The sequence below is a fragment of the Bradyrhizobium sp. CCGUVB4N genome (assembly GCF_024199945.1).
Classification (GTDB): Bacteria; Pseudomonadota; Alphaproteobacteria; order Rhizobiales; family Xanthobacteraceae; genus Bradyrhizobium.
Genome location: NZ_JANADP010000001.1, coordinates 3,878,984 through 3,903,396 on the forward strand (window position 1 = coordinate 3,878,984; position 24,413 = coordinate 3,903,396).

The 24,413-nt window shown below is 64.2% G+C and carries 16 protein-coding genes; 11 read left to right on the top strand and 5 right to left on the bottom strand.

Features of this window, described 5'->3' with window-relative positions:
• Nucleotides 1–126 precede the first annotated feature (126 nt).
• Nucleotides 127–7,305 (top strand): alkaline phosphatase family protein, encoded by a 7,179-nt coding sequence (locus NLM31_RS43230; RefSeq protein ID WP_254193028.1) that lies wholly within the window; start codon nucleotides 127–129, stop codon nucleotides 7,303–7,305.
• A 329-nt stretch (nucleotides 7,306–7,634) separates the two neighbouring features.
• Here NLM31_RS43230 and NLM31_RS17460 read toward each other — a convergent pair whose 3' ends face one another.
• From NLM31_RS17460 to NLM31_RS17470, 3 genes are read right to left on the bottom strand one after another with little or no spacing between them, the layout of a single operon-like run.
• Nucleotides 7,635–8,636: a class II aldolase/adducin family protein gene (locus tag NLM31_RS17460; protein ID WP_254193029.1), complete on the bottom strand. Its 1,002-nt coding sequence runs from the start codon at nucleotides 8,634–8,636 to the stop codon at nucleotides 7,635–7,637.
• A 48-nt stretch (nucleotides 8,637–8,684) separates the two neighbouring features.
• Complete coding sequence (locus NLM31_RS17465; RefSeq protein ID WP_254193030.1) at nucleotides 8,685–9,548, bottom strand: TIGR01459 family HAD-type hydrolase; 864 nt, start codon at nucleotides 9,546–9,548, stop codon at nucleotides 8,685–8,687.
• Nucleotides 9,545–10,825, bottom strand: a complete 1,281-nt coding sequence (locus NLM31_RS17470; protein ID WP_254193031.1) for an FGGY-family carbohydrate kinase — start codon at nucleotides 10,823–10,825, stop codon at nucleotides 9,545–9,547. The genes NLM31_RS17465 and NLM31_RS17470 overlap by 4 nt, the downstream gene beginning before the upstream one ends.
• A gap of 171 nt (nucleotides 10,826–10,996) precedes the next feature.
• On the opposite strand from NLM31_RS17470, the gene NLM31_RS17475 reads away from it, so the two are divergent.
• From NLM31_RS17475 to NLM31_RS17520, 10 genes are all read left to right on the top strand, one after another.
• Nucleotides 10,997–12,001: a sugar-binding transcriptional regulator gene (locus NLM31_RS17475; RefSeq protein ID WP_254193032.1), complete on the top strand. Its 1,005-nt coding sequence runs from the start codon at nucleotides 10,997–10,999 to the stop codon at nucleotides 11,999–12,001.
• A 22-nt stretch (nucleotides 12,002–12,023) separates the two neighbouring features.
• Nucleotides 12,024–13,463 (top strand): extracellular solute-binding protein, encoded by a 1,440-nt coding sequence (locus NLM31_RS17480; protein WP_254193033.1) that lies wholly within the window; start codon nucleotides 12,024–12,026, stop codon nucleotides 13,461–13,463.
• Nucleotides 13,464–13,607: 144 nt separating this feature from the next.
• On the top strand, nucleotides 13,608–14,534 hold the full coding sequence (locus NLM31_RS17485; protein ID WP_254196213.1) for a carbohydrate ABC transporter permease: 927 nt from the start codon (nucleotides 13,608–13,610) through the stop codon (nucleotides 14,532–14,534).
• 17 nt (nucleotides 14,535–14,551) lie between these two features.
• On the top strand, nucleotides 14,552–15,409 hold the full coding sequence (locus NLM31_RS17490; RefSeq protein WP_254193034.1) for a carbohydrate ABC transporter permease: 858 nt from the start codon (nucleotides 14,552–14,554) through the stop codon (nucleotides 15,407–15,409).
• A 3-nt stretch (nucleotides 15,410–15,412) separates the two neighbouring features.
• Nucleotides 15,413–16,519: an ABC transporter ATP-binding protein gene (locus tag NLM31_RS17495; RefSeq protein WP_254193035.1), complete on the top strand. Its 1,107-nt coding sequence runs from the start codon at nucleotides 15,413–15,415 to the stop codon at nucleotides 16,517–16,519.
• A gap of 16 nt (nucleotides 16,520–16,535) precedes the next feature.
• Nucleotides 16,536–17,651, top strand: a complete 1,116-nt coding sequence (locus NLM31_RS17500; RefSeq protein ID WP_254196214.1) for an ABC transporter ATP-binding protein — start codon at nucleotides 16,536–16,538, stop codon at nucleotides 17,649–17,651.
• A gap of 2 nt (nucleotides 17,652–17,653) precedes the next feature.
• Nucleotides 17,654–19,234, top strand: a complete 1,581-nt coding sequence (locus NLM31_RS17505) for an FGGY-family carbohydrate kinase (RefSeq protein WP_254196215.1) — start codon at nucleotides 17,654–17,656, stop codon at nucleotides 19,232–19,234.
• Nucleotides 19,227–20,267 carry a 2-hydroxyacid dehydrogenase gene (locus NLM31_RS17510; RefSeq protein WP_254193036.1) on the top strand — a complete coding sequence of 347 codons (1,041 nt, stop codon included), beginning with the start codon at nucleotides 19,227–19,229 and terminating at the stop codon, nucleotides 20,265–20,267. The genes NLM31_RS17505 and NLM31_RS17510 overlap by 8 nt, the downstream gene beginning before the upstream one ends.
• 19 nt (nucleotides 20,268–20,286) lie before the next feature.
• On the top strand, nucleotides 20,287–21,024 hold the full coding sequence (locus tag NLM31_RS17515; RefSeq protein ID WP_254130551.1) for a class II aldolase/adducin family protein: 738 nt from the start codon (nucleotides 20,287–20,289) through the stop codon (nucleotides 21,022–21,024).
• Nucleotides 21,021–22,529 (top strand): glycerol-3-phosphate dehydrogenase, encoded by a 1,509-nt coding sequence (locus NLM31_RS17520; RefSeq protein ID WP_254193037.1) that lies wholly within the window; start codon nucleotides 21,021–21,023, stop codon nucleotides 22,527–22,529. Before NLM31_RS17515 ends, NLM31_RS17520 begins: the two co-directional genes overlap by 4 nt.
• 54 nt (nucleotides 22,530–22,583) lie before the next feature.
• Here NLM31_RS17520 and NLM31_RS17525 read toward each other — a convergent pair whose 3' ends face one another.
• Both NLM31_RS17525 and NLM31_RS17530 read right to left on the bottom strand, forming a co-directional pair.
• Nucleotides 22,584–23,420 carry an ABC transporter permease gene (locus NLM31_RS17525; protein ID WP_375167547.1) on the bottom strand — a complete coding sequence of 279 codons (837 nt, stop codon included), beginning with the start codon at nucleotides 23,418–23,420 and terminating at the stop codon, nucleotides 22,584–22,586.
• A gap of 29 nt (nucleotides 23,421–23,449) precedes the next feature.
• Nucleotides 23,450–24,391: an ABC transporter permease gene (locus NLM31_RS17530; RefSeq protein WP_254193039.1), complete on the bottom strand. Its 942-nt coding sequence runs from the start codon at nucleotides 24,389–24,391 to the stop codon at nucleotides 23,450–23,452.
• Nucleotides 24,392–24,413 lie beyond the last annotated feature (22 nt).

The window sequence follows — 24,413 nt, forward strand, 5'->3', positions numbered from 1 at the left end:
TGGATTGCAAAGCCCCGCCAAATTTTGACTTGAGATTTTCAGGGAGTGCTGCCGCGGTCCGGCTGAATGTTCCGCGGAAGCGCGAATGTTCAGACATGTGCAGAATCGGACCGAGGGAGCATTAACGTGAGCTACTCCTCAAGCATTCAGACATCGTTCTCCGGGCCTTCGACCACCAGTACCTCCCCGCCTCACAGCGGCCTTGCCGTCGGGTCGAACTATGTCGTGATGATCGACGGATCGAGAATCGAATGGACGAACCTGACCGGCGGATCGCCGGTCCTGCAGTCGGTCTACGGCTTCTTCTCGCCGCTATCGCCGACCGGCGGCCTCTATGATCAGCGCGTCATATACGACAGCGTCAATCAGCGTTTCGTCGTGATCATGCAGTACCTGGCGCCAGGCGGGACTGCCACGAACATCGATATCGCGGTCTCCAAGGATTCCAATCCGAACGACGGCTGGTATTTTTCGCAGCTCAATACGACCGTCACGATCGGTGGTCAGACAACCGGCTCTGATCGCCCGATGTTGGCGACCGACGGTTCGAACGTCTACATCACCGCTCCACAATACAATCTCAGTGCGTCCGGTTATGCCGGTACGGAAAACTGGATCATCGGCGATACGGCCGGTGCGGGCGGTGGGATTTACGGCGGCGGCACGTTGAGCGTGACCGCGAGCGAAGTGATGCCGTCGACCCAGGGCATCTTCGCTGTGGCATCAGGCAACGGCAAGACTTACTACGCGAGCGACTACTCCAGCGGAGGTCAGATCGTCGTTGCCTTGCAGACCTACGACAAGGCCACCAATACGTTCAGCACGACCAGCACCATCGCGCTCGGCAATATCGACCAGGGCGGCACCTACACCGCCCAGCAGCAGGGGACGACCCTTTTGCTCGACGCCGGTGATAAGCGGATTGCCAGCATGGTCTATGCCAACGGCTATCTGTATGCCGTGGCCGAGATGAAGCCGACCGGTTCCAGCGTGCCGCTAGTCCATTGGTTCAAGATCGACGTCAGCAACCCCACTTCTCCGTCCCTCGTGGCGCAGGGCGACATTTCCGGCGCCGCAATCGGCACCAGTGTGGCCACGTTCAATCCATCAATCGCGGTGGACGCGGCAGGCGATGTCATCATCAATTTCACCGCCAGCGGCCCGAACATGTATCCGGCGGACTACTATGTCTTCCAGGGCGGCGGCGATCCGGTGGGCTCGTTCAGCGCCCCGGTCCTGTATCAGGCGAGTACCAGTTTCTTCGATGCGGGTGACGGGGCCAGCGTGCAGCGCTGGGGCGCCTATTCGACGGCGACGGTCGACCCGAACAATCCGAACTCGTTCTGGATCTCGAACGAATACGTCGCCAGTGGCTGGTGGCAAACGGCGGTCGCGCAGATTGCAATCCAGAACTCCGCATCGGGCCCGACGGTTTCTTCGATCGCGGCCTCGGGCACCGGCATCACCAGCGGTGCCGGCAATCTCAACGCCGGCCAGCTCGTCACGCTGACAGTCAATTTCAGCGCGGCCGTGACGGTCAACACCAGCGGCGGCACGCCGACGCTCACCCTCAACGATGGTGGCGCGGCGAGCTACACCGGCGGCTCGGGGAGCAACGCGCTCACCTTCAGCTACACGGTGGCGGCGGGCCAGAACACCGCCGATCTCATCGTCTCCGCGCTCAACCTCAACGGCGCTACGATCGCTGATGGCAGCGGCAACGCCGCCAATCTTTCGGGGGCCACCAACTACAATCCAGCCGGCGTCCTGCAGATCGACACGACGGCGCCGACGATTGCCTCGATTGTGGCCTCCGGCGCCGCCATCTCCAATGGCGGCGGAAATTTGAGCACTGGCCAGGTCGTCACATTGACCGTCAACCTCAGCGAGGCGGTGACGGTCAACACCAGCGGCGGCACGCCTTCGCTCACCCTCAACGACGGCGGTACGGCGAGTTACACCGGCGGCTCGGGGAGCACTGCGCTCACCTTCAGCTACACGGTGGCGGCAGGGCAGAATACCGCTGATCTCATCGTGTCCGCGCTCAACCTCAATGGCGGAATCATCAACGACGGGGCAGGCAACGCCGCCAACCAGTCGGGAGCTGTGAACTACAATCCGGCCGGCACCCTGCAGATCGACACGACGTCGCCGACGATTGCCTCGATCGCCGCGACCGGGACTGGCATCACCAACGGCACCGGCAGTGTGAGCACGGGTGCGGTCGTCACCTTGACGGTCAATCTGAGCGAGGCGGTGACGGTCAACACCACGGGTGGCACGCCGATGCTCACCCTCAACGACGGCGGTATGGCGAGCTACACCGGCGGCTCGGGCAGCACTGCGCTGACCTTCAGCTACACGGTGGCGGCAGGGCAGAATACCGCTGATCTCATCGTCTCCACGCTCAACCTCAATGGCGGAATCATCAACGACGGGGCAGGCAACGCTGCGAATTTGTCGGGAGCTGTGAACTACAATCCGGCCGGCACCCTGCAGATCGACACGACGTCGCCGACGATTGCCTCGATTGCCGCGACCGGGACCGGCATCACCAACGGTACCGGCAGTGTGAGCATCGGTCAGGTCGTTACATTGACCGTCAATCTGAGCAAGGCCGTGACGGTCAACACCACCGGTGGTACGCCGACGCTCACCCTCAACGATGGCGGCACGGCGAGCTACACCGGCGGCTCGGGGAGCACTGCGCTCACCTTCAGCTATACGGTGGCGGCGGGGCAGAACACTGCCGACCTCATCGTCTCCGCGCTGAACCTCAACGGCGCGACGATCGCCGATGGCAGCGGCAACGCCGCCAACCTGTCGGGAGCTGTGAACTACAATCCCGCCGGCACCCTGCAGATCGACACGACGGCGCCGACGATCGCTTCGATTGCCGCGACAGGCACCGGCATCACCAACGGCAGCGGCAGTGTGAGCACCGGCCAGGTCGTCACATTGACCGTCAATCTCAGCGAGGCGGTGACGGTCAACACCACCGGCGGCACGCCGACGCTCACCCTCAACGATGGCGGCACGGCGAGCTACACTGGCGGCTCGGGCAGCGCTGCGCTCACCTTCAGCTACACGGTTGCGGCGGGGCAGACCACGTCTGATCTCGCCATCTCGGCGCTCAACCTCAACGGCGCGGTCATCAGCGACGGTGCCGGCAACGCCGCCAATCTGTCGGGGGCCACCAATTACAATCCCACCGGCACCCTGCAAGTCAACGTGACCACATCATCCACCTCGAGCATCCAGACGCTGTTCGCCGGACCATCGAATACCAGCAGCTATCCCCCGCACAACGGTCTTGCCGTTGGGCCGAACTACGTCGTGATGATCGAGGGATCGAGGATTGAATGGACGAACCTGACCGGCGGATCGCCAACCTTGAAGTCGGTCTATAGCTTCTTCTCGCCGCTATCGCCGACCGGCGGCCTCTATGATCAGCGCATCGCCTACGACAGCGTCAATCAGCGCTTCGTCGTGATCATGCAGTATCTGGCGCCGGGAGGGACCGCCACCGCCATCGATATTGCGGTCTCGAAGGATTCCAATCCGAACGACGGCTGGACCTTCTCGCAGCTCAATACGACCGTCACGATCAACGGTCAGTCGACCGGCTCAGACCGCCCGATGCTGGCGGTCGACGGTTCGAACGTCTACATCACGGCGCCACAGTACGGCCTCAGCGCGTCCGCTTACGCCGGCACGGAAAACTGGATCATCGGCGATACCGCCGGCGCGGGCGGTGGCATCTATGGCGGCGGCACGTTGAGCCTGACCGCAAGCGAAATCATGCCGTCGACCCAGGGCATCTTCGCCGTCGCATCCGGCAACAACGGCAAGACCTACTATGCGAGCGACTTTTCCAGCGGAGGTCAGATCGTCGTCGCCGTGCAGACCTACGACAAGGCCACCAATACGTTCAGTACCACCAGCACCATCGCGCTCGGCAATATCGACCAGGGCGGCAGCTACACCGTCCAGCAGCAGGGGACGAGCCTCCTGCTCGACGCCGTCGACAACCGGATCGCCAGCATGGTCTATGCGAACGGCTATCTCTATGCCGTGGCCGTGATGAAGCCGAGCGGGTCGAGCGTGCCGCTGGTCCACTGGTTCAAGATCGACGTCAGCAATCCCAGCGCTCCGGCCCTTGTGGCGCAAGGCGACATCTCCGGCGCGTCGCTCGGAACCAACGTGGCAACGTTCGATCCATCCATCGCGGTGGACGCGGCGGGCGATGTCATCATCAATTTCACCGCCAGCGGTCCGAACATGTATCCGTCGGACTACTACGTCTTCCAGGCCGGCGGCGGTGCCGTAGGTTCGTTCAGCGCGCCGATCCTGTATCAGGCGAGCACCAGTTTCTTCAACTCGGGAGATGGAAACAGCACGCAGCGCTGGGGCCTCAATTCATCGGCCACGGTCGACCCGAACAATCCGAACTCGTTCTGGATCTCGAACGAATACGTTGCCAGTGGCTGGTGGCAGACGGCGGTCGCTCAGATCTCCATCCAGAACTCAACGTCAACCGGTCCGACGATTGCCTCAATCGCGGCTTCCGGGGCTGGGATCACTAACGGTGCCGGCAATCTCAACGCCGGCAAGCTCGTCACGCTGACAGTCAACTTCAGCGCGGCCGTGACGGTCAACACCAGCGGCGGCACGCCGACGCTCACGCTCAACGATGGCGGCACGGCGAGCTACACCGGCGGCTCGGGGAGCACTGCGCTCACCTTCAGCTACACGGTGGCGGCTGGCCAGAACACCCCCGATCTCGTCATATCGGCGCTCAACCTCAACGGCGCGAGCATCACGGATGGCAGCGGCAACGCCGCCTACCTGTCGGGCGCCTCCAACTCCAATCCGGCCGGCGTCCTGCAGATCGACACGACGGCGCCGACGATTGCATCGATTGTGGCTTCCGGCAGCGGCATCACCAACGGCGGCGGTAGTGTGAGCACCGGCCAGGTCGTTACATTGACCGTCAATCTGAGCGAGGCGGTGACGGTCAACACCACCGGCGGTGCACCGACGCTCACGCTCAACGATGGCGCCACGGCAAACTACACCGGTGGCTCGGGCAGTACTGCGCTCACCTTCAGTTACACGGTCGCCGCCGGTCAGACCACGTCCGACCTCGCCATTTCGGCACTCAACCTGAATGGCGCCCTCATCAGCGACAGTGCAGGCAACGCTGCCACCCTGTCGGGCGCCACCAACTATAATCCCGCCGGCATCCTGCAGGTCAACCCGACCAGCGGCGTTCCACAGTACAGCCACATCGTGGTCGTCGTTGAAGAGAACAAGGATGATGATGAAATCACCGGCAACACCGCAGAGGCGCCCTACATCAACAGCCTCATGGCCGGTGGCGCGTTGCTTACCAGTTTCTTCGCGGAGACTCATCCGAGTCAATCGAATTACTACGCCCTCTATGCCGGTTCGACATTCGGTTTCAGCGACGACGATCCTCACAGCCTTCCGGATCCTACGCTGTACACGGTGTTGCAGGGCGCGGGCCTTACCTTCAGGGGTTATGTCGACCAGACCGCAGGGGGAAGCGACCCTAACCACGACCCTTGGATTTCATTCCCCGAGGCCCGCACGGTTCAGACGAGTTTCTCCACCACCTTTCCCGCGCTTTTTCCCAACGGCAACTATTCGAGCTTGCCGACCGTTTCGTTTGTCATTCCGAGCATCGGCAACGACATGCACGACGGGACGATCCAGCAGGGTGACACATGGCTCCAGCAAAACCTGGACGCTTATGCTCAGTGGGCGCTTGCCAATAATTCGCTTCTCATCGTGACCTGGGACGAAAATGACAACGACAAAGCTCCCAATCAGATTCCAACTCTATTGTACGGTGCTAACGTCGTCCCGGGAAACTACGATACAACCTACAATCACTACAACCTTCTGAGCACGATCCTTGCGTCGTACGGCTTGACCGGCCCGAACCAGGCCGCGACAGCCGCGCCTATTCAGGTGTTCGGAAACCCCGCTGCTGGTTCCGCGCCGAGGATCGTCTCAATGGTGGTTTCTGGTACAGGAATCACCAACGCCAGCGGCGATCTCAATGCCGGCAAGCTGGTCACGCTGACGCTCAATTTCAGTGCGGCCGTAACGGTCAACGCCAGTGGCGGCACGCCGATGCTCGCCCTCAACGACGGTGGCATGGCCACCTACGTTGGTGGCTCGAGCGGCACCGCACTCACCTTCAACTACGTGGTCGCGGCAGGCCAGAACACCGCCGATCTCGTCGTCTCGTCGTTCAACCTCAATGGCGCGGCCATCACCGATGGCGGCGGCAATGCCGCCAACCTGTCCGGCGCCACCAACTACAATCCCGCTGGCACCCTGCAGATCGACACGACGGCGCCGACGATCGCGATCAACACCATAGCAGGCAACGACATTGTCAACGCTACGGAAGCCTCTGCGGGCTTCACCCTCAGCGGTACAACGACTGATGCCGAGCACGCGCAGGCCGTCACCGTGAATATCCTCAACAGCGCGAGCGTGATCGTTAACTCTTATACGTCTGCGGTTAGCAGCAGCAATACCTGGTCGGTCGCCGTCACGAGCGCGCAGGCCCTCGCTCTGGCTGATGGAAAGTACACCGTCACTGCCAATGTTTCGGACGCGGCGGGGAATGCGGCGCCGACCGCGACCCGTGCACTGACTATCGATGAAGACAAGGGGCCCGAGATTCCGACACTGACCATCAGCAGCACGTCGCTGACGGTCAACGCCGGAGGATCCGTGGCGTTGGGCATCACCGCGACGCCCGTCGACGCCGACGACCAACTGTCGCTGAAGATCAGCGGCTTGCCCAGCTACGAGTCGATCACAGCGCCTGCGGGAAACACTGTCACGAGCAGCCTTCAGTCCGACGGAACGTATACCTGGACCATTACCGAGGGCGCCTCCACGACAGGCCAGCCGCTCACCGGCTTGACGTTGTCGTCGAGCTATACCGGCACCGACCATCCGGTCGCAACGTTCACGGTGACGGCGAGCAACACGACGACAGGCGAAACCGGGACATCGGCGGCGCAGACCATGACGGTGATCGATCCTCCGGTGGACTCGTCTGGTGGTGGCGCAGTGTCTTCACTGGCTGGTCCCGGCATCGGTTGGCCACAGGGGCATATTGACCGCCTTGCAGCGCTGATGGATCAATTCGCGGCAGCCGGCTTCCGCGGCGGCCCCTCTGGCCCAATCCCATCGGCGTTCCAACCGCAGCCAGGCCCGGAGAACCAGTTCCTAGCGGCGCCTCATTTCCACTCGTAAGACCGGAGGGATCCGGCGCGCTCGGCGCCGGGTCCCTTCGCGCCGGCGTCGGCATCGGGTGTCTCGGCAACCATGCCGTGTCCTTCATCTGCACGTCAGGATCACGATCTGTTCCGACGGGCTGACCCGTCCTGTCCGCGCGTAACCCCCTGTGTGCGGGGTCGAATTTCGCGCTGTCCGAATTTGTTCTCAGGCGGCCAAACTTTGTTCATGGCCGTTGTTCATGTTGGTCACCGTATGGCCGAATTCTGTTCGTGCCCCCAATGGACTAAGCAAAAAAGACGAGCCCACCCGCTGCGCAGGGCTTCGCGACCGCAAGTATCGTCAGTTCAATCGGGTCGGCGATTGGCGGTCAGTTGCTGGCGATATCGCTCGGCATCCCAATTCATCAACGCGGATTCGTCGCCTTGAGTCAGGAAGCGGATCTGCGCGGCGAGAGGCACGCGGCAGGTCACCAGGGCGAGACAGCTCAGCATCGCCTCGGCGCCGGGGCTCGCATCCTTGCGCACGATGCAACCGAGGCCCGGAACAAGTAGCGCCGCCGGGGGCGGCGGCCCGTCCGCCAGCGCTGGCGATGCCGCGGCGCGCAGATCCTCGCCCCGTTCCAGAACGGGTAAGCCCGGACCGAGGAAGACCACATGATCCGGATAGAGCGAGCCACTCGTCGCAAGTGCGCGGCTGTAAGGGTCGATGGCGATGCTGTGGCAAAGCGGATCTTTGGGCAGGCGATACGCCGTGCCCGCGCATATCGACCGAAGCGCCGCCTCGTCCGCAGGGATCGTGCTTCGCGGGGCGAGGGCCAAGCGCCTCTCGACCTCGTCCACCAAGGCCTCCGCCGCGGCGCTGGTCTCGGCGCCGACCACCAGCCCGTGATTGCCGAGGACCAGTACATCCACCTTGTCCCGTGCCAGCGCTTCGTGCACGACCTTGGCCAGCGGCAGTCCCGGATGGTGATAGTCAAGCCAGCGCCAGGCCAGCCCCTCCAGTCGTTTCGCGAACTCCTCCCGCGCATCGATCCGCACCGCCCATGCAATGGTATTGACCGAATGCACATGCAGCACGACCGTGTGCGGCATCAGTGCGTGCAGCGAGGTCTCGATCGAGGCGCGCAAGGCCGTGCCGGCACCAGGGGCGAGGGGGACCCGTTCGTCGCCTTGCGCAAGCGCCGTGCGTGCCGCGCCGAGCGATACCGGCACGAAGATGTCCTTGTGCTCGGCATCCGCAAGCCAGGTGCCGGAGGCCTTCACCCAGAGCAGATCATCCTGCTTGATAGAGGAATTGCCGCCGGCGCCCTGCACCAGCAGAACGTTGCGGCCGACGCGGGCCGACATGCGGCGAAGCTCGTGGAGCAGGGCAGGTTGTTGTGGCATGTGCGCCTCTCACCAGGCCAGATGGTCCATCGCCCAGTGCGGCATCGGCACATCCGCACCAGGCGCTTCTCGGACCAATTCACCCGGGCCCGCCCGCGCCTGATCCCGGTGCACGCCAGACCTGAGCAGGAGTGTCAGCATGCCCGCACGGCGGGCGCCGGCTACATCATGGTCGAGGCTGTCGCCGATCATCAGGACACGCTCCGGGTCCGGCTGCCCCAGCAATTCGAGCGCCGCCGCAAAGATGGGAGCGTGCGGCTTGCCGACATAGGCCACAAGACCACCCAATGTCTCGTAGGAGCGGGCCAGCGCACCGGGGGCCGGGATCAATCCGGAGGCGCCGAACATTGCGAGGTCGGGATTTGCGCACAGCATCGGCAGGCCGCGCGCCGATGCTTCAACGAGGCGGGCGCGCCAGTGCTCCGGCTCTGCGACGGCATCGTCGAGGCCCGCGAGCAGGATGAAGTCGGCCGTCCCGACATCGCTTACGACAGCAAGATCGAGCCCATCGACGATCGCATGGTCGCCGCCGCGTGCAATCAGCAGGCAGGTTTGGCCGAGCGCGGTAAACGGCTTCTGCGCGCGCGCTTTCAGGCCACGCCAGGTCACCTCGCCCGAGGTCAGGATGCCGTCATACGCGTCCGGTGGAAGGCCGAGCGAGGCAAGCCGCGCCGCATTGCTGCTCGCGCGCTTGCCCGAGTTCGACAGGACAACGACGCGTTTGCCGGCCTGGCGCAGCCGCGCGACGCAATCACGCGCCGGCGGAAAGATCGCCTGGCCTTCGTGCAACGTGCCCCATTGATCGAGCAGCACGTGATCGAAGCGGTCTGCGATCGCGCGGAGACCGTCGATGTCGATCGTGTCGGACATCATGGCGGGCCTCCTCGCAAGGCCAACAGCGCAGCACCGTAGCTTGCCTCTGTCTCCTCGGCGATGGTCACGGGAACACTGAGCGCGCGTCGTCTGATCTCGGTCCATGCCGCGTTCTTCGCGCCGCCGCCGATGCTGATGACGCGCTGAAGTTTCGGCGCCCCCAGCTCCGCCAGGCGCTGATAGGCGAGGGCTTCGACCCCCGCGATACCTTCGAGAAGCGCCTGGAAGAAGCGGTGGTCCTCCGCAGGACGCGGCGTGATCCTGGCCGGCAATGCCGGATCGGCGATGGGAAAGCGTTCGCCGGGCTTGGCAAGCGGATAGTAATCGAGCCCGGTCGCCGCTTCCGGCCGCAGCTGCGGCGTCAGCCGCTCCATGTCGGCGGCCGTGAAATGCGACAGCAATGCGCCGCCGCCGGAATTGGAGGCGCCGCCCGCGAGCCAACGCTCGCCGAGCCGGTGCGAATAGACGCCCTGATTGGCGGCGAAGATCGGCTGCGTCGCAAGCAGCTTCACGACAAGCGTCGTGCCGAGCGAGGTGACGGCATCGCCCGGCGCGTCAGCCCGCGTCGCGATGAAGGCGGCGACGCCGTCGGTGGTGCCGGCTGCGACGAGCGCTGATGGCGACAGGCCGAGCGTCGCTGCGATCGTGGGGTCGACATTCGCAAATGGCGTGCCGGGGACCAGCACCTTCGGCAGCAGCTCGCGCCTGACGCCGAGTTCGTCGAGCCAGACCGGCCAGGCACGTGCCATGGGATCGTAGCCGAGCTTCAGGACGTTGTTCTCGTCGCTGATACCATGATGTCCGGCGAGCCGACCGGCGATCCAGTCGGCCTGATGCACGGCAAAACGTGCCTCGCGCGCCTCGCTAAGATCAGACAAATGCAGGAGCTTCGCAAGCGCGCTACTCGCGCCGTGTGCGCCGCTGTCCGCAGGCGCGACGGCCGCAATGCGGGCCGCCTCAGTTGCCGCGCGCGTATCGTTGTACATGAGGCCCGGCGTGCAAGGCCGACCCGCGGCGTCGATCATCAGGAGAGTACCGGACGTGCCGTCAACGCAAAGGCGCTCGACCGTCCGGAGATCGATGCTGCGACCGAGCTTGCAGATCGCAACCACCGTCGCATGCCACCAGAGCTCAGGGTCCTGATCGATCGCATGGCCGTCCTGTCGCGGCGGCGGCAGGGTCGCCGTTTCCATCCCAAGCAAATCGCCGCGCCCATCGACGGCGCAGGCGCGAACCCCACCGGTTCCAACGTCGATGCCGAGGAACACGCCTGCCATTCGACCTCCGCAGCGTAACGACAACCGCACTGACCGTAACGCGCCGGACGATTGCACCGCAGCACGTTTGGGGGATTGACGTCCCGATCGGTCTCTGCAATTTTTTGCAAGATGTGAAGAAAATTGCAAGCGGGCTTTTCCGACGTGGCGACACCTTCCGACAGGCTGCCGATGGTTGACGGAGAAGCGTCGCTGGCGACGCGGGCGGCATGGCTGTATTTCGCCGCCGGACTGACCCAGTCGGAGGTCGCCGACCGCCTCAACATCCAGAGCACCAAGGCGCATCGGCTGATCGCACGCGCGAGCCGCGAGGGCATGATCCGCGTCTTTGTCGAAGGACCGGTGGCCGAATGCGTCGCGCTGGAGAACACGCTGACCGAGCGCTACGGCCTCGCCTTCTGCCGTGTCGCGCCCGATCTCGGGGAGGGGGACCTGCCGCTGAAGGCCCTGGCGCTCGAGGGTGCGAGCTTCCTGCGGCAGATCCTCGAACGTGGCGAGCACAAGATCATCGGCGTCGGCCACGGCCGCACGCTCGCGGCCGTGGTCGAGCAATTGCCGCAGACGCCTGCGCGCGAGGTGCAATTCGTCTCGCTGCTTGGTGGATTGACGCGGAAATTCGCCGCCAATCCATTCGATGTCATTCATCGGCTGGCGGAGCGTACCGGGGCGGAGGCCTATCTGTTGCCGGTGCCGGTGTTCGCCAACTCGGTCGCCGACCGCGCCGTGCTGATGCAGCAATACGGCATCGCCGATGTGTTTGCGCTCGCCCGCAAGGCCTCGCTCCTGTTCGTCGGCATCGGACAGATCCATGCCGAGGGGTTCCTGGTCTCGAGCGGCATGATCAAGCCCGACGAGGTTGTGGAACTGAAGCGCGCGGGCGCCTGCGCTGACCTGCTCGGACATTTCTTTAACGCCGACGGCGAGATGCTCGACATCGACCTGTCGGCGCGCGCCACTTCGATGGAGGCGGCGGACTTAAGGAAACATCGCATCGTCGCCGTCGGCGGCGGACTGGCCAAGGTCACGGCGCTGCGCGCCGTGCTGCGCAGCCGCCTGCTGCACGGCCTGATTATCGACGAGGCGACTGCTCAGGCCCTCGCAACCGACAAGCCGGAGGCAACAGCCGGCAACGACAAGAACAACAAGGCCAAAAACAAGGGCCGTAAGGGAAAGTAAACGCGCACAATGGGAGGTTACAATGTTCGATCGAGAGAAGAATCTGTTCGACTCCTACGCTGCCAAACGCATCAGTCGGCGTGATCTGCTGGATGGCGCCGCCAAGCTCGGCATCGCCGGCGTAGCCGCAAACTCGGCTTATGTCTCCGCGATGTCGCGGGCCATGGCCGCAGACTTCAACTGGAAGGCCTATAGCGGCAAGAGCGTCAAGCTGCTGCTGAACAAGCATCCTTACGTCGATGCGATGATCGGCGATATCGAGGCCTTCAAGGCGCTAACCGGGATGAACGTCAGCTACGACATCTTCCCGGAGGACGTCTATTTCGACAAGGTGACGGCGGCGCTGTCCTCGAAGTCGGATCAGTACGATGCCTTCATGACCGGCGCCTACATGACCTGGACCTACGGTCCGGCCGGCTGGATCGAGGATCTCAACACCTACATCAAGGACCCCGCCAAGACCAACCCGGCTTTTGCCTGGGACGATGTGCTGCCCGGCCTTCGCTCCTCGACGGCATGGGACGGCGTTGCGGGCTCGGAGCTCGGTTCGGGCAAGGCCAAGCAGTGGTGCATCCCCTGGGGCTATGAGCTCAACAACATCGCCTACAATCGCAACATCTTCGACAAGGTCGGCGTCAAGCCGCCGAAGAATCTCGACGACTTGCTCGATGTCGCCGCGAAGATCACCAAGGACGCGGGCGGCCCCTATGGCGTCGGCGTTCGCGGCTCGCGCTCCTGGGCGACCATCCATCCCGGCTTCCTCTCGGCCTATTCGAATTTCGGGCAGAAGGATTTTGTGATGGACGGCGGCAAGCTGAAGGCCGCCATGAACACCAAGGCCTCGAAGGAGTTCCACGAGAAATGGGTCAAGATGATCCAGACCTCGGGCCCGAAGAACTGGTCGACCTACACCTGGTATCAGGTCGGCACGGATCTCGGCGCAGGCGCCTCCGGCATGATCTTCGACGCCGACATTCTCGGCTACTTCATGAACGGCGGCGACAACAAGGAGAAGGGCAATCTCGGTTACGCGCCCTTTGCCGCGAATCCGGCCGCCAAGGCGCCGACGCCGAACGTCTGGATCTGGTCGCTCGCAATGTCGAGCTTCTCCAAGCAGAAGGACGCGGCCTGGCTGTTCATGCAATGGGCGGCCTCAACCGAGCACGACTTGTTCGGCGCCCGCAAGATGGACTTCGTCAATCCGGTGCGCGCGTCGGTGTGGAAGGACTCGGAATTCCGCGACCGCATCGCGAAATCCTACCCGGGCTATCTCGAGCAGCATGACCTCTCGTCGCCGGGCGCCAAGATCTATTTCACGGCGCAGCCTCTGTTCTTCGACCTGACGACGGAATGGGCGGCTTCGCTCCAGAAGATGGTCGCCAAAGAGGTCAGCGTCGACGAAGGGCTGGACAAGCTCGCCGACAGTATCAACCGTCAGCTCAAGCAGGCAGGCCTCGGTTGAGACTGCCCTGGTTGAACCTGCCTTGATTGACCTTTGGCGTGGTGCCTGATTCCTCCGCACCACGCCAACCCGCCGGTTCGGAACGCCTGTCCGGTCCGGGCCGGCGGTGTTGAAGCAAACGCGTGATCCCGTATCATCATGAGCATGGCCCAGTTGTCCCAGACGAACGTGCTTCCGCGCCGCACCACGAGGCTGCGCGGGCGCCTTCTGCCCTACGTGCTGAGCCTTCCGGCGCTGCTCGTCTGCATCGCTATCCTCGTGCCCTTCGTGACGGCCGCGGTCTATTCGCTCCAGCGCTACCGGTTGAACCTGCCTTATTTGCGCGGCTTCATCGGCGTCGACAATTACATCGACTTTCTTTCCGATCCGGCCTTCTGGAATACGCTTCGCATCTCGCTCACCTATACGGCGCTGACGGTTGTGCTCGAGCTGCTGCTCGGCCTCGGCATCGCCCTGCTGCTGCGGCGGCCGACCCGCTTTCACAATGCGGTGTCGATCGTGCTGTTGTTGCCGTTGATGACGGCGCCCGCCATCGCGGCGCTGATGTGGAAGCTGATGACAAATCCCAGCTTCGGCATCCTGTCTTATCTCATCGGCCTGCTCGGCGTGCATGACTTCAAATGGGCGTCCGATCCCTCGAGCGCGCTGTTCACGGTCGTCCTGGTCGACGTCTGGGTCTACACGCCCTTCATCATGATCCTGCTGCTGGCGGGCTTGCGCTCGCTGCCGCGGCAACCGTTCGAGGCGGCGGCGCTCGATGGCGTGCCCGCGAGCTTCGTGTTCTTCCGCATCACGCTGCCGATGCTCGCGCCTTACATCATCACGGCCTCGCTGTTTCGCCTGCTCGATTCCATCCAGCAGTTCGACATCATTTATGCAATGACGCAAGGCGGCCCCGGCGACCGGCTGATGGTGTTCCAGGTTCAGGCCTATCTCGAATTCTTTCAGTACACCAATGTCGGCCGTTCGGCGGCGCTGCTGATGATCCTCTGGCTGATCACCAACATTCTCTCGAACATCTTCATCAAGAACTGGCTGCGGCTACGGGCACGCGCCCACGGCCACGCGTAAGAGGCGGAGAGGCGGCGATGGATCATTCCAGTCTCGCAGGGCGCATCTTCCGCGGCGTGGCGCTGGCGCTCGTGCTCGTGTTCTTCATGTTCCCGATCGTCTGGATCCTCATGATGTCGTTCCAGAGCAACGAGCAGATCCTGCGGATTCCGCCGCACATCCTGTTCGAGCCGACGCTCGCGAACTACCAGGCGCTGATTTCGGGCCAGCTCCGCACCACCGCCGGCAATCTCGAGATTTCCTTCATGCGCAACCTCATGAACAGCTTTGTGCTGTCGAGCGCGGCGGTGCTCCTGGCCTTGCTGCTTGGTGTGCCCGCGGCCTATGCCTTTGCGCGGTTCAAGTTCCGGCTCGGCGAAACCATCGCATTCACGCTGCTGTCGTTCCGATTTGCGCCGCCGTTGCTCGTGTTGCTGCCGCTGTCGCTTTACTATCAGCAGCTCGGTCTCAGCGACACTTACTTTGGCATCGTCTGGGTCTACCAGCTCATTGCGCTGCCGCTGATCCTGTGGATCGTGCGCGGCTATTTCGAGGACATCAGCCCGGACATCGAGCACGCCTATCGGCTTGCGGGGCATTCCTGGCGCGAGGCCTTCACGCGTATCGCCGTGCCGCTCGCCGGCCCTGGCATCGCGGCGGCCGGCCTGCTGTCATTCATTTTCTGCTGGAACAATTTCGTGTTCGCGCTGATCCTGGCCTCGGCTGACAAGCAGCCGGTCACGGTGGGCGCGCTGGCCTTCGTCACGGCGTCCGGCATCCAGTACGGCCAGATCGCGGCCGCAATCGTGCTCTCGGTCACGCCGACCTTGCTGCTCGCGCTGTACGCGCAGCGCTATCTGGTCGAGGGGCTGTCGCTCGGTGCGGTGAAAGGCTGAAGCATGGCGCGTCTCGAACTCAATGCCGTCGGCAAGTCGTTCGGCCCGGTCCGCTGCGCCGAGGATCTGTCACTGGCGGTCGAGCCTGGCGAGATCGTCGCGGTGTTCGGCCCATCCGGCAGCGGCAAAACCGTGCTGCTGCGGATGATCGCCGGCATGTTCGAGCCGGATGAAGGGGATATCCTGGTCGGTGGTCAGTCGATCGTGGACGCACCGCCAGAGCGGCGCGGGATCGGCATGGCCTTTCAGAATTTTGCGTTGTTCCCGCACATGAGCGCGCAGGATAACATTGCAAGCGGCTTGCGCGCCAAGGCGGCCGCGGGCGAGGTCGCATCCCGGGTCAAATCGATCAGCCGGCTCCTGAAGATCGAGCACGTCCTCGGCCATAGGCCCCGTGAATTGTCGAACGGGCAGAAGCAGCGTACGGCGCTCGCGCGCGCGCTGATCGGCAATCCGGATGTGCTGCTGCTCGATGATCCCTTGCGCAACGTCGATGCCAAGCTCCGCTACGAGATGCGGCTCGAATTGCCGAGCCTGCTGCGTCGGAGCTCGGCCGCCGTTCTCTACGTCACCCAGGATTATCGCGAGGCTATGGCGATCGCGGACCGGATTGCGGTCCTAATCGACGGGCGCCTGGTGCAGATCGCGCGCCCCGAGGAGATCTACGCGAAGCCCGCTTCCGTTGCGGTGGCGCGGCTGTTCGGCGATCCCAGCATCAATCTGTCCGAAGTCGAGCCGGTCGCTGCGCAGGGCTTTCTTAGCGCGCAGGTTGCGGGGACCGCGGTTCGACTTGAAGCCGCCGATCGTCAGGCCGCGGATCATGGTCCGTGCTGGCTCGGCGTGCGTCCGGATGATCTCGTCATCACCCGCGAGGCGAGCGAGAACGCGATTCCTGCGCGCGTCGTTGCGATCACGCCGATGCATGAGAAAGCGGTGCTGCTGTTGCGCTTCTCCGATGGGTCCGAATGGCTCGCGGCACTGCCGCAGGACTCACCGATGGCGACCGCCGAGGACGGTATCTTCGTTCGCTTCGCGCCGGAGGCGGCTCTGCTGTTCGACCGCACGACTGGCCTGCGCGTCGGCCTGCCGCATCGGCGGCAGGCGGCATGATGGGAGCGCGATGACCATGGGTATGCTCGAGATCAGGAACGTCGACAAGGTCTACCAGAGCCGCGGCAAGGCGCCGGTCCATGCCGTGCGCGCGCTCGACATGGAGGTCGGGAAGGGCGAGATCGTCGCGCTGCTGGGCTCGTCGGGCTGCGGCAAGACCTCGACCTTGCGGATGATCGCGGGCTTCGAAAGCGTCACCTCGGGGGCGATTGCGCTCGGCCAGCGGCGCATCGATGAATTGCCGCCCGCCAGGCGCAGGGTGGCGATGGCGTTCGAAGGCTATTCGCTCTACCCGCCGCTCACGGTTCGCGAGAACATCGCGTTTGCCTTGAAGGCGCAGCAGCTCTCGCATGGCGAGGTCTCGCGCCGCGTCGAGGCGATTGCGCGCCTCGTCGAGATCTCGGACATCCTGGACAGCTATCCTCGCGCGATCTCGGGAGGGCAGCAGCAGCGTGTCTCGCTGGCGCGGGCCCTGGTGCGCGATGCTGAGCTCTATCTGCTGGACGAGCCGATGGGCCAGCTCGAGCCGCAGCTCCGCGCGGTCTTGCGCGGGCGGATCAAGGGACTGCTGGCCGAGCGCGGGATGACGGCGATCTTCGTCACCCACGACCAGACCGAGGCGAGCGCGCTCGCCGATCGCATCGCGGTCATGGAAGACGGCGTGCTCCAGCAGTTCGCAAGCGAGAGGGAGCTGAAGGAGCATCCGGCGAACCTGTTCGTCGCGAGCTTCATTGGCGAACCGCCGATGAACCTGCTCGAGACGGAGGTGGCCCGCGCCGATGGCGGATTCCGCCTCTCGGTCAGCCCCGACGTTGCGTTCCAGATCGAAGCACGAACACTTGGTCCGGGCGTGGACCGGGCGCTCGAGCAGAGCAAGCGCATCCGCATCGGCATCCGGCCACAGAAGATCACCGTCGGAGCCGGTGATGTCCGCGTGCGCGTCGTGTCCAATCAATGGCTGGGCGACCAGTCGCATGTCGCGGGCGAGTGCGACGGCCACCTTCTCATCGCGGTGACGCCGAGCAGGATCGCGGCGCGCCCCGGCGATATCATTCCCTTCGCGCTGGAGGCGCGGCATCTGCATCTGTTCGGTGTCGACGGCACCTGCATTCGCCACGCGGAGGCGGCTTGATCATGCGAACCTCGGCGAGCCGCGACGTCATCATCGGCATTGATGCCGGCACCTCCCTGATCAAGACGGTTGCGTTCACGCGCGAAGGCCGGCAGCTCGGCGAGTTCTCGCTGCCCAACAGCTACACGATGTCCGCCGGCGGACATGTCGAGCAGGACATGGCGCGCACATGGAAAGATACCGTTGCGGCGCTGCGCGGCCTGGTCGCTGCCGTCCCCGATCTTGCCGCGCGCCTTGCGGCCATCGCCGTCACAGGGCAGGGCGATGGCACCTGGCTGATCGACGATGATGGCCGCCCGGTCGCGCCGGCGCTGCTCTGGCTCGACTCCCGTGCCGCCGGCCTCGTTGACGACATCCGCTCCAGCGAGCGCAACGCGCCGCTCTATCGGCGGACCGGCTCGGGGCTCAATGCCTGCCAACAGGGACCGCAACTGGCCTGGCTGCAGGCGAACGCGCCGGCGAGCCTGTCACGTGCCCGCACCGCCTTCCATTGCAAGGACTGGCTCTATTTCCTGCTCACCGGCGAGCGTGCGACCGATCCGTCTGAGGCGACGTTCTCCTGTGGCGATTTCCGCAAGCGCCGCTTTGACGCGGAGGCCGCGCGCTTGATCGGCATCGCCGATTGCGCGAGCCTGTTTCCCGACGTCGTCGACGGCGTCGTGACGACGCATCCGATGAGCGCCGGCGCCGCGCGCGAGACTGGCCTGCCCGAGGCCATTCCGGTGTCGCTGGGCTATGTCGACGTGATCTGCAACGCGCTCGGGGCGGGGCTCTACGATCCGGCGCCGGACGTCGGCTGCACCATCATCGGTTCGACCGGGATGCATATGCGGTTGGCGCCGGACGTCGACGCCGTGGTCCTCAACGCCGAGGCGACCGGCTACACGATGCCGTTTCCGGTGCCCGGTCACTATGCCCAGATGCAATCCAACATGGCGGCAACGCTGAACATCGATTGGCTCCTCGATCTCGCCCGCAACCTGCTCGCCGCTGAAGGCATCGCGCGCTCGCGCGCCGACCTGATCAGGCGGCTCGACGAGCGCGTGATGGAGGCGCGGCCCGGCGAGCTCCTGTTCCATCCCTTCATCTCCGATGCCGGCGAACGCGGGCCGTTCGTCGCGCACGAGGCCTGTGCGCAATTTCTGGGTCTGCGCACCCACCATGGCTATTGGGATCTGATGCGGGCGGTGATGGAGGGACTAGCCTTTGCGGCGCGCGATTGTTACGCGGCCATGGGTGCGTTGCCGCGCGACGTGCGTATCACCGGGGGCGCTGCGCGCAGCCGGGCGCTCGGCGCGATCCTCGGCGCTGCCCTTGAATGCAATATTCGCGTTTGCAGCCGCGGCGAGGCGGGAGCCGCCGGCGCAGCGATGATCGCGGCGGTGGCGACCGGCCTCTATCCGGACATGGCGGCCTGCACGGAGGAATGGGTGCAACCCTATCTCAATACGCCGCAGCCCCCCGATGCGGAGCTCGCCGCGCATTATGCGCGGATGTTTCCGGCCTATCTGGATGCCAGGCTTGCGGCGCGACCGGTCTGGAAGCAGCTGGCTGCGTTGCGTGCGGGAGCGGGTCATGCCTGAGGTCATCGCCATCGTCGGAGACCGCTTCATGCTGCCGAGCGTCTTTGCCGAACGCATCACGGCAGCTTGCGGCAACGGCGTCGACATCCGTATCCTGGAGCAGCCCTGGCCGGACGAGCCGATGGAGCACGGCTATGCCGGCTCGACGCTCGACGGCTTGAAGGAATTCATGGGTGACCCGGATGAGGTCGCGGCGTTCATCGGGGACGCATCGCTCCTCGTCACGCATCTCGCGCCAGTCTCGCGATCGATGCTGGAGCGTCTGCCGAATCTCAAATTCATCGCGGTCTCGCGCGGCGGTCCCGTCAATATCGACATGCAGGCTGCGCGCGACCACAAGGTGCTCGTGGTCAACACGCCCGGCCGCAACGCGAGCGCTGTGGCCGAGTTCACCATCGGTGCCATGCTCGCCGAAACCCGTCTGATCCGCAGCGGGCATGAATCCCTGCGCGGCGGAGAATGGCGCGGCGATCTCTATCGCGCCGACCGTACCGGGCGCGAGCTCGGCGAGATGACGGTCGGTATCGTCGGTTATGGCGCGATCGGCACCCGCGTCGTGAAGCTGCTCAAGGCGTTCGGCTGCCGGATCCTGGTGACCGATCCCTATGTCCAGCTCAGCGCCCAGGATCGCAATGACGGCGTCGAGCACGTTGCGCTCGCCGACCTCCTGTCGCGCGCGGATGTGATCAGCCTGCATGCACGCGTGACCGCCGAGACCACCGGCTTCATCGATCGCGCGGCGCTGGCAAGGGTCAAGCCCGGCTGTATCTTCATCAACACGGCGCGCGGGCCGCTGGTCGACTACGCGGCGCTCTTCGAGGCCCTGTCGGCAGGCCGGCTTGCCGGCGCCATGCTCGACACCTTTGCGGTCGAACCGGTGCCGCCGGACTGGCCGCTCCTGCAACTGCCGAACGTGACGCTGACGCCGCACATTGCCGGGGCCTCGTTACGCACCGTCACCATTGCCGCCGACCAGGCGGCCGAGGAGGTTCGCCGCTATCTTGTCGGCGAGCCGCCGCTCAATCCGTGCTGAAGACGAAAGGTGTTTTGCCATGACTCGTGAGGAGCGACAGTTGCGCGAGGCGATCATCGCCAAATGTCGGTGGATGAACGCATCGGGGCTCAATCAGGGGACGTCGGGCAACATCTCCGCCCGCTACAAGGACCGGATGCTGATCACGCCGTCGGCAACGCCCTATGATGCGATGAAGCCGGAGATGATCGCCTCGATGCCGCTCGAGGGTGAATATGGCAGCTGGGATGGACCTTTGCAGCCGTCGACCGAATGGCGCTTTCACCTCGACATCATGCGCGGCCGGCCCGATGTCGGAGGCGTCGTCCACACTCATTCGACCTATGCGACCGTGCTGGCCATCGCGCACAAGCCGATCCCGGCCTGCCACTATATGATGGCCGCGTTCGGCGGCAACGATGTCCGTTGCGCCGGCTATGCGCGCTACGGCACCGCGGAGCTGTCGGAGCTGGCGCTCGCTGCGCTCGAAGGCCGCAACGGCTGCCTGCTCGCCAATCACGGGATGATCGCGGTTGGTGCCAACCTCGACAAGGCGATGTGGCTTGCGGTCGAGCTCGAGACCATTGCGCGCCAATATTATCTCTCGCTCGCGCTCGGTGGGCCGCACATTCTCAGCGAAGCGGAGATCGGAGATACGGCAAAGGGATTCTCGACCTACGGCTTGCAGCAGCCGAAAGCGAAGCCGGGCAAGGCGCGCGCGCCGGCAAAGGCCGCGGCGCGGCGGCGGATCGAGAAGAAGCGCAGCAGGACGCGATGACGGAGACTGCGCCGGACACGGGCAGGGTTCACGGGCTGGTCGACATCGCGATTATCGGTGGTGGCATAAACGGGGCCGGCATTGCGCGCGATGCAGCTGGTCGAGGCCTTAAGGTCCTGTTGTGCGAGAAGGGCGACTTTGCGGAAGGCACCTCGTCGCGCTCGGGCAAGCTCGTTCACGGTGGCCTGCGCTATCTCGAATATTACGAGTTTCGTCTGGTGCGCGAAGCGCTGATCGAGCGCGAGGTGCTGCTCGCGTCCGCACCTCATATCATCTGGCCGATGCGTTTCGTGTTGCCGCACTCGCCGGAGCAGCGGCCGGCCTGGCTGATCCGCACTGGGTTGTTGCTCTACGACCATCTCGGTGGCCGCAAGCGCCTGCCGTCGAGCCGGAGCCTCGACCTTGCGCATGCGCCAGAGGGCGCACCGTTGCGCGCCGAATTTCGCCGCGGCTTTGAATATTCGGACTGTTGGGTCGACGATGCCCGGCTGGTGATCCTGAACCTGGTCGATGCCGCGCAGAACCGCGCCATCATCCTGCCGCGCACCCGTGCCGTGCAGGCACGCCGCGAGGATGACGCCTGGCTTCTCGAGATGCGGGGTGAGGACGGCCAGACGCAAGTCGTGCGGTCCCGCGCGCTGATCAACGCCGCCGGCCCCTGGGTTCAGGATGTGGTGCAGAGCGTTGCGGGCCTGAACTCCGCCCACAGCGTGCGTCTCGTCAAGGGCAGCCACATCGTGGTGCCGAAGTTCTGGAGCGGATCGCAAGCCTATCTGCTTCAGAACGAGGACCGCCGCGTGATCTTCGTCAATCCCTACGAGGATAATCTCGCGCTGATCGGCACGACCGACATTCCCTATCAAGGCAAGGCCGAGGACGTTGCGATCGGCACGGACGAGACCGCCTATCTCTTGCAGGTGCTGACCCGCTACTTCCGGACGCCGCCGCAGGAGAACGAGATCGTGCACAGGTTTTCCGGCGTCCGGCCGCTCTATGATGACAATGCCGAAAATCCCTCGGCGGTGACGCGCGACTATGCGTTCGAAGTTCACGGTGCGGTTGATGCGCCGCCGCTGCTTTCCATCTTCGGTGGGAAGATTACGACGTACCGCAAGCTCGCCGAGCAGGCGCTCCAGCGGCTCGCGCCGTGGTTTCTGAAGATGCAGCCGGCCTGGACCGCAGGCCGCCCCCTGCCTGGCGGCGACATCGCGGGCACGTTCGATGATTTCTCGTTCGGACTGGCGCGCGACTATCCGGATCTTCCGCGAAAGTTGATTCACCACTATGCGCGTCTCTACGGGACGCGCGCGAGAGAGCTGCTGGGCTCGGCCCGCATTTCGGCCGATCTCGGTCGTCACTATGGCGGCGACTTCTATGAATGCGAAGAAATCTTTCTCAGAGAGAAAGAGTGGGCGAGCCGCGCTGGAGATTTCCTGGACCGGCGCACCAAGCATGGCTTGCATCTGACGTCAGCGCAGCGGGTTGCGTTCGAAGCTCGCATCTAGACGGCAGGCACATCCAACCGCGATAGTCGGCGATCTCCGATCGACCTCGATCATCTACTGCCTGGGATTCAGTGCGCTATTCAAGCCATCACCGATCAGGTTGAAGCCGATCACAAGGGCGATGATTGCGAGACCGGGGAAGAAGGCCATCCACGGCGCCTCGCTGAGGAACTGCCGCGCGACATCGAGCATGGAGCCCCAAGAGGGGGCCGGTGGCAATTGACCAAGACCAAGGAAGGCGAGGCTCGCCTCAGCCAGGACCGCAATCGCCATCGTGAGGGTCGCCTGGACGATCGTCGGTGCGAGCACATTGGGCAGGACCTGCCCGGTCAGAATGGCGAAATGACCCAACCCCTGAGCGCGCGCCGCCGCGATGTAATCCTCGGTGCGGACAACCAGTGTCTCGGCGCGTGCAACGCGGACGAAGACTGGAATCGCCGAAATGCCGATCGCGATCATTGCATTCTGGAGGCTGGGACCCAGGAATGCGGCCAGCGCGATCGCGAGGACGAGAAACGGGCAGGCGAGGAGAGCATCCGCAATGCGCGAGATCGCCATGTCGGCGACACCGCCGAAATAACCTGCAATGAGACCGAACGGCAGGCCGATCAGCACCGCAACGGTCACGGAAACCATGCCGGCCGCGAGCGACGCCTGCGTTCCGAAGATGACCCGAGACAGCACATCGCGGCCGAGATCATCCGTGCCAAACCAGTGCACTGCATTGGGCGCAGCACGAATCGCCATCCAATCCGGCGTATTCGGATCGTAGGGCGAGATCCATGTTGCGAACACCGCCAGCACGACGAAGAACAGGATGATCGCGCCGCCAATCACCGCGGACGGCTCGCGCAGCAAGCGACGAAGTTCAGAGCGCCCACCTGTGCGCATTTGAGCAGGGGCTGGTGCCTCAATCGTGCTCATGACCTGAGCCTTGGATTGAGCAGCACATAGGCGACGTCGGCAATCAGGCTCATCAGAAGAAATACCGCCGCCGTACAGAGCACGACAGCCTGAACCACGGCATAATCGCGGCTGAACACGCCATCGACGACCATCTTGCCGAAACCGGGGATCGAAAAGACCTGCTCGGTCAACACTGCGCCGGCCAGTAGCTCGCCGAACTGCAACGTACCCAGCGTGACCACCGGGATGAGCGCATTCGGCAGAGCATGGCGCAGCACGATGGTGCGTTCGCGGACGCCCTTCGCGCGGGCGGTCCGGACATAGTCCTGCTTCATCGCCTCGATCATCGCACCGCGGACATGGCGCATCATGATCGCAGCCGTGCCCGTGCCCAGCACCAAAGCGGGCATAAGCATCGAGATCAGGTTGCGGCCGATACTTTCAGACGGCGGAACGAAACCTCCCGCCGGCAGCCAGCCGAGGTTCACCGAGAAGAGAAGGATCATCATGATCCCCAGCCAGAAATGCGGAATGGAAAGTCCGGCGAGCCCGAAAAGACTGGCGCCATAGTCGAGTGGCGTCCCGCGCCCGAGCGCCGCGACGATCCCGATCGGCACCCCGACGAGCAGCGCGACCAGCATCGACAGGATCGCGAGCTCGATGGTCACCGGCAGTTTTTCCGCCAGCATGGTGCCGATAGGCAGGCGGGTGCGGACCGACGTGCCGAAATCGCCGTGCACCAAGGCCTTCAGCCAAATGCCGTATTGCACCGGAATCGGCTCATTGAAGCGATATTTGTGCCGAAGATACTCGATGACCTCAGGATTGCGCTCTTCCCCGGCCAGCGCCAGCGCCGGGTCGCCGGGCAGCAGCTTCTGCAGACCGAACACCATCATCGACACGAGCAACAAGGTCGGCAGCAGGACGGCAAGGCGACGCAGAAGCAGGGTCTTCATCGGAGCAGACAGGTCCTCACGT

Excerpts from the sequence above, each read along its gene's own strand:
- NLM31_RS17460 (WP_254193029.1), bottom strand. The coding sequence starts at position 8,636 with ATGTCGGCCCGCGTCGGCCGCAACGTTCTGCTGGTGCAGGGCGCCGGC.
- NLM31_RS17465 (WP_254193030.1), bottom strand. The coding sequence starts at position 9,548 with ATGATGTCCGACACGATCGACATCGACGGTCTCCGCGCGATCGCAGAC.
- NLM31_RS17470 (WP_254193031.1), bottom strand. The coding sequence starts at position 10,825 with ATGGCAGGCGTGTTCCTCGGCATCGACGTTGGAACCGGTGGGGTTCGC.
- NLM31_RS17475 (WP_254193032.1), top strand. The coding sequence starts at position 10,997 with ATGGTTGACGGAGAAGCGTCGCTGGCGACGCGGGCGGCATGGCTGTAT.
- NLM31_RS17480 (WP_254193033.1), top strand. The coding sequence starts at position 12,024 with ATGTTCGATCGAGAGAAGAATCTGTTCGACTCCTACGCTGCCAAACGC.
- NLM31_RS17485 (WP_254196213.1), top strand. The coding sequence starts at position 13,608 with ATGGCCCAGTTGTCCCAGACGAACGTGCTTCCGCGCCGCACCACGAGG.
- NLM31_RS17490 (WP_254193034.1), top strand. The coding sequence starts at position 14,552 with ATGGATCATTCCAGTCTCGCAGGGCGCATCTTCCGCGGCGTGGCGCTG.
- NLM31_RS17495 (WP_254193035.1), top strand. The coding sequence starts at position 15,413 with ATGGCGCGTCTCGAACTCAATGCCGTCGGCAAGTCGTTCGGCCCGGTC.
- NLM31_RS17500 (WP_254196214.1), top strand. The coding sequence starts at position 16,536 with ATGGGTATGCTCGAGATCAGGAACGTCGACAAGGTCTACCAGAGCCGC.
- NLM31_RS17505 (WP_254196215.1), top strand. The coding sequence starts at position 17,654 with ATGCGAACCTCGGCGAGCCGCGACGTCATCATCGGCATTGATGCCGGC.
- NLM31_RS17510 (WP_254193036.1), top strand. The coding sequence starts at position 19,227 with ATGCCTGAGGTCATCGCCATCGTCGGAGACCGCTTCATGCTGCCGAGC.
- NLM31_RS17515 (WP_254130551.1), top strand. The coding sequence starts at position 20,287 with ATGACTCGTGAGGAGCGACAGTTGCGCGAGGCGATCATCGCCAAATGT.
- NLM31_RS17520 (WP_254193037.1), top strand. The coding sequence starts at position 21,021 with ATGACGGAGACTGCGCCGGACACGGGCAGGGTTCACGGGCTGGTCGAC.
- NLM31_RS17525 (WP_375167547.1), bottom strand. The coding sequence starts at position 23,420 with ATGCGCACAGGTGGGCGCTCTGAACTTCGTCGCTTGCTGCGCGAGCCG.
- NLM31_RS17530 (WP_254193039.1), bottom strand. The coding sequence starts at position 24,391 with ATGAAGACCCTGCTTCTGCGTCGCCTTGCCGTCCTGCTGCCGACCTTG.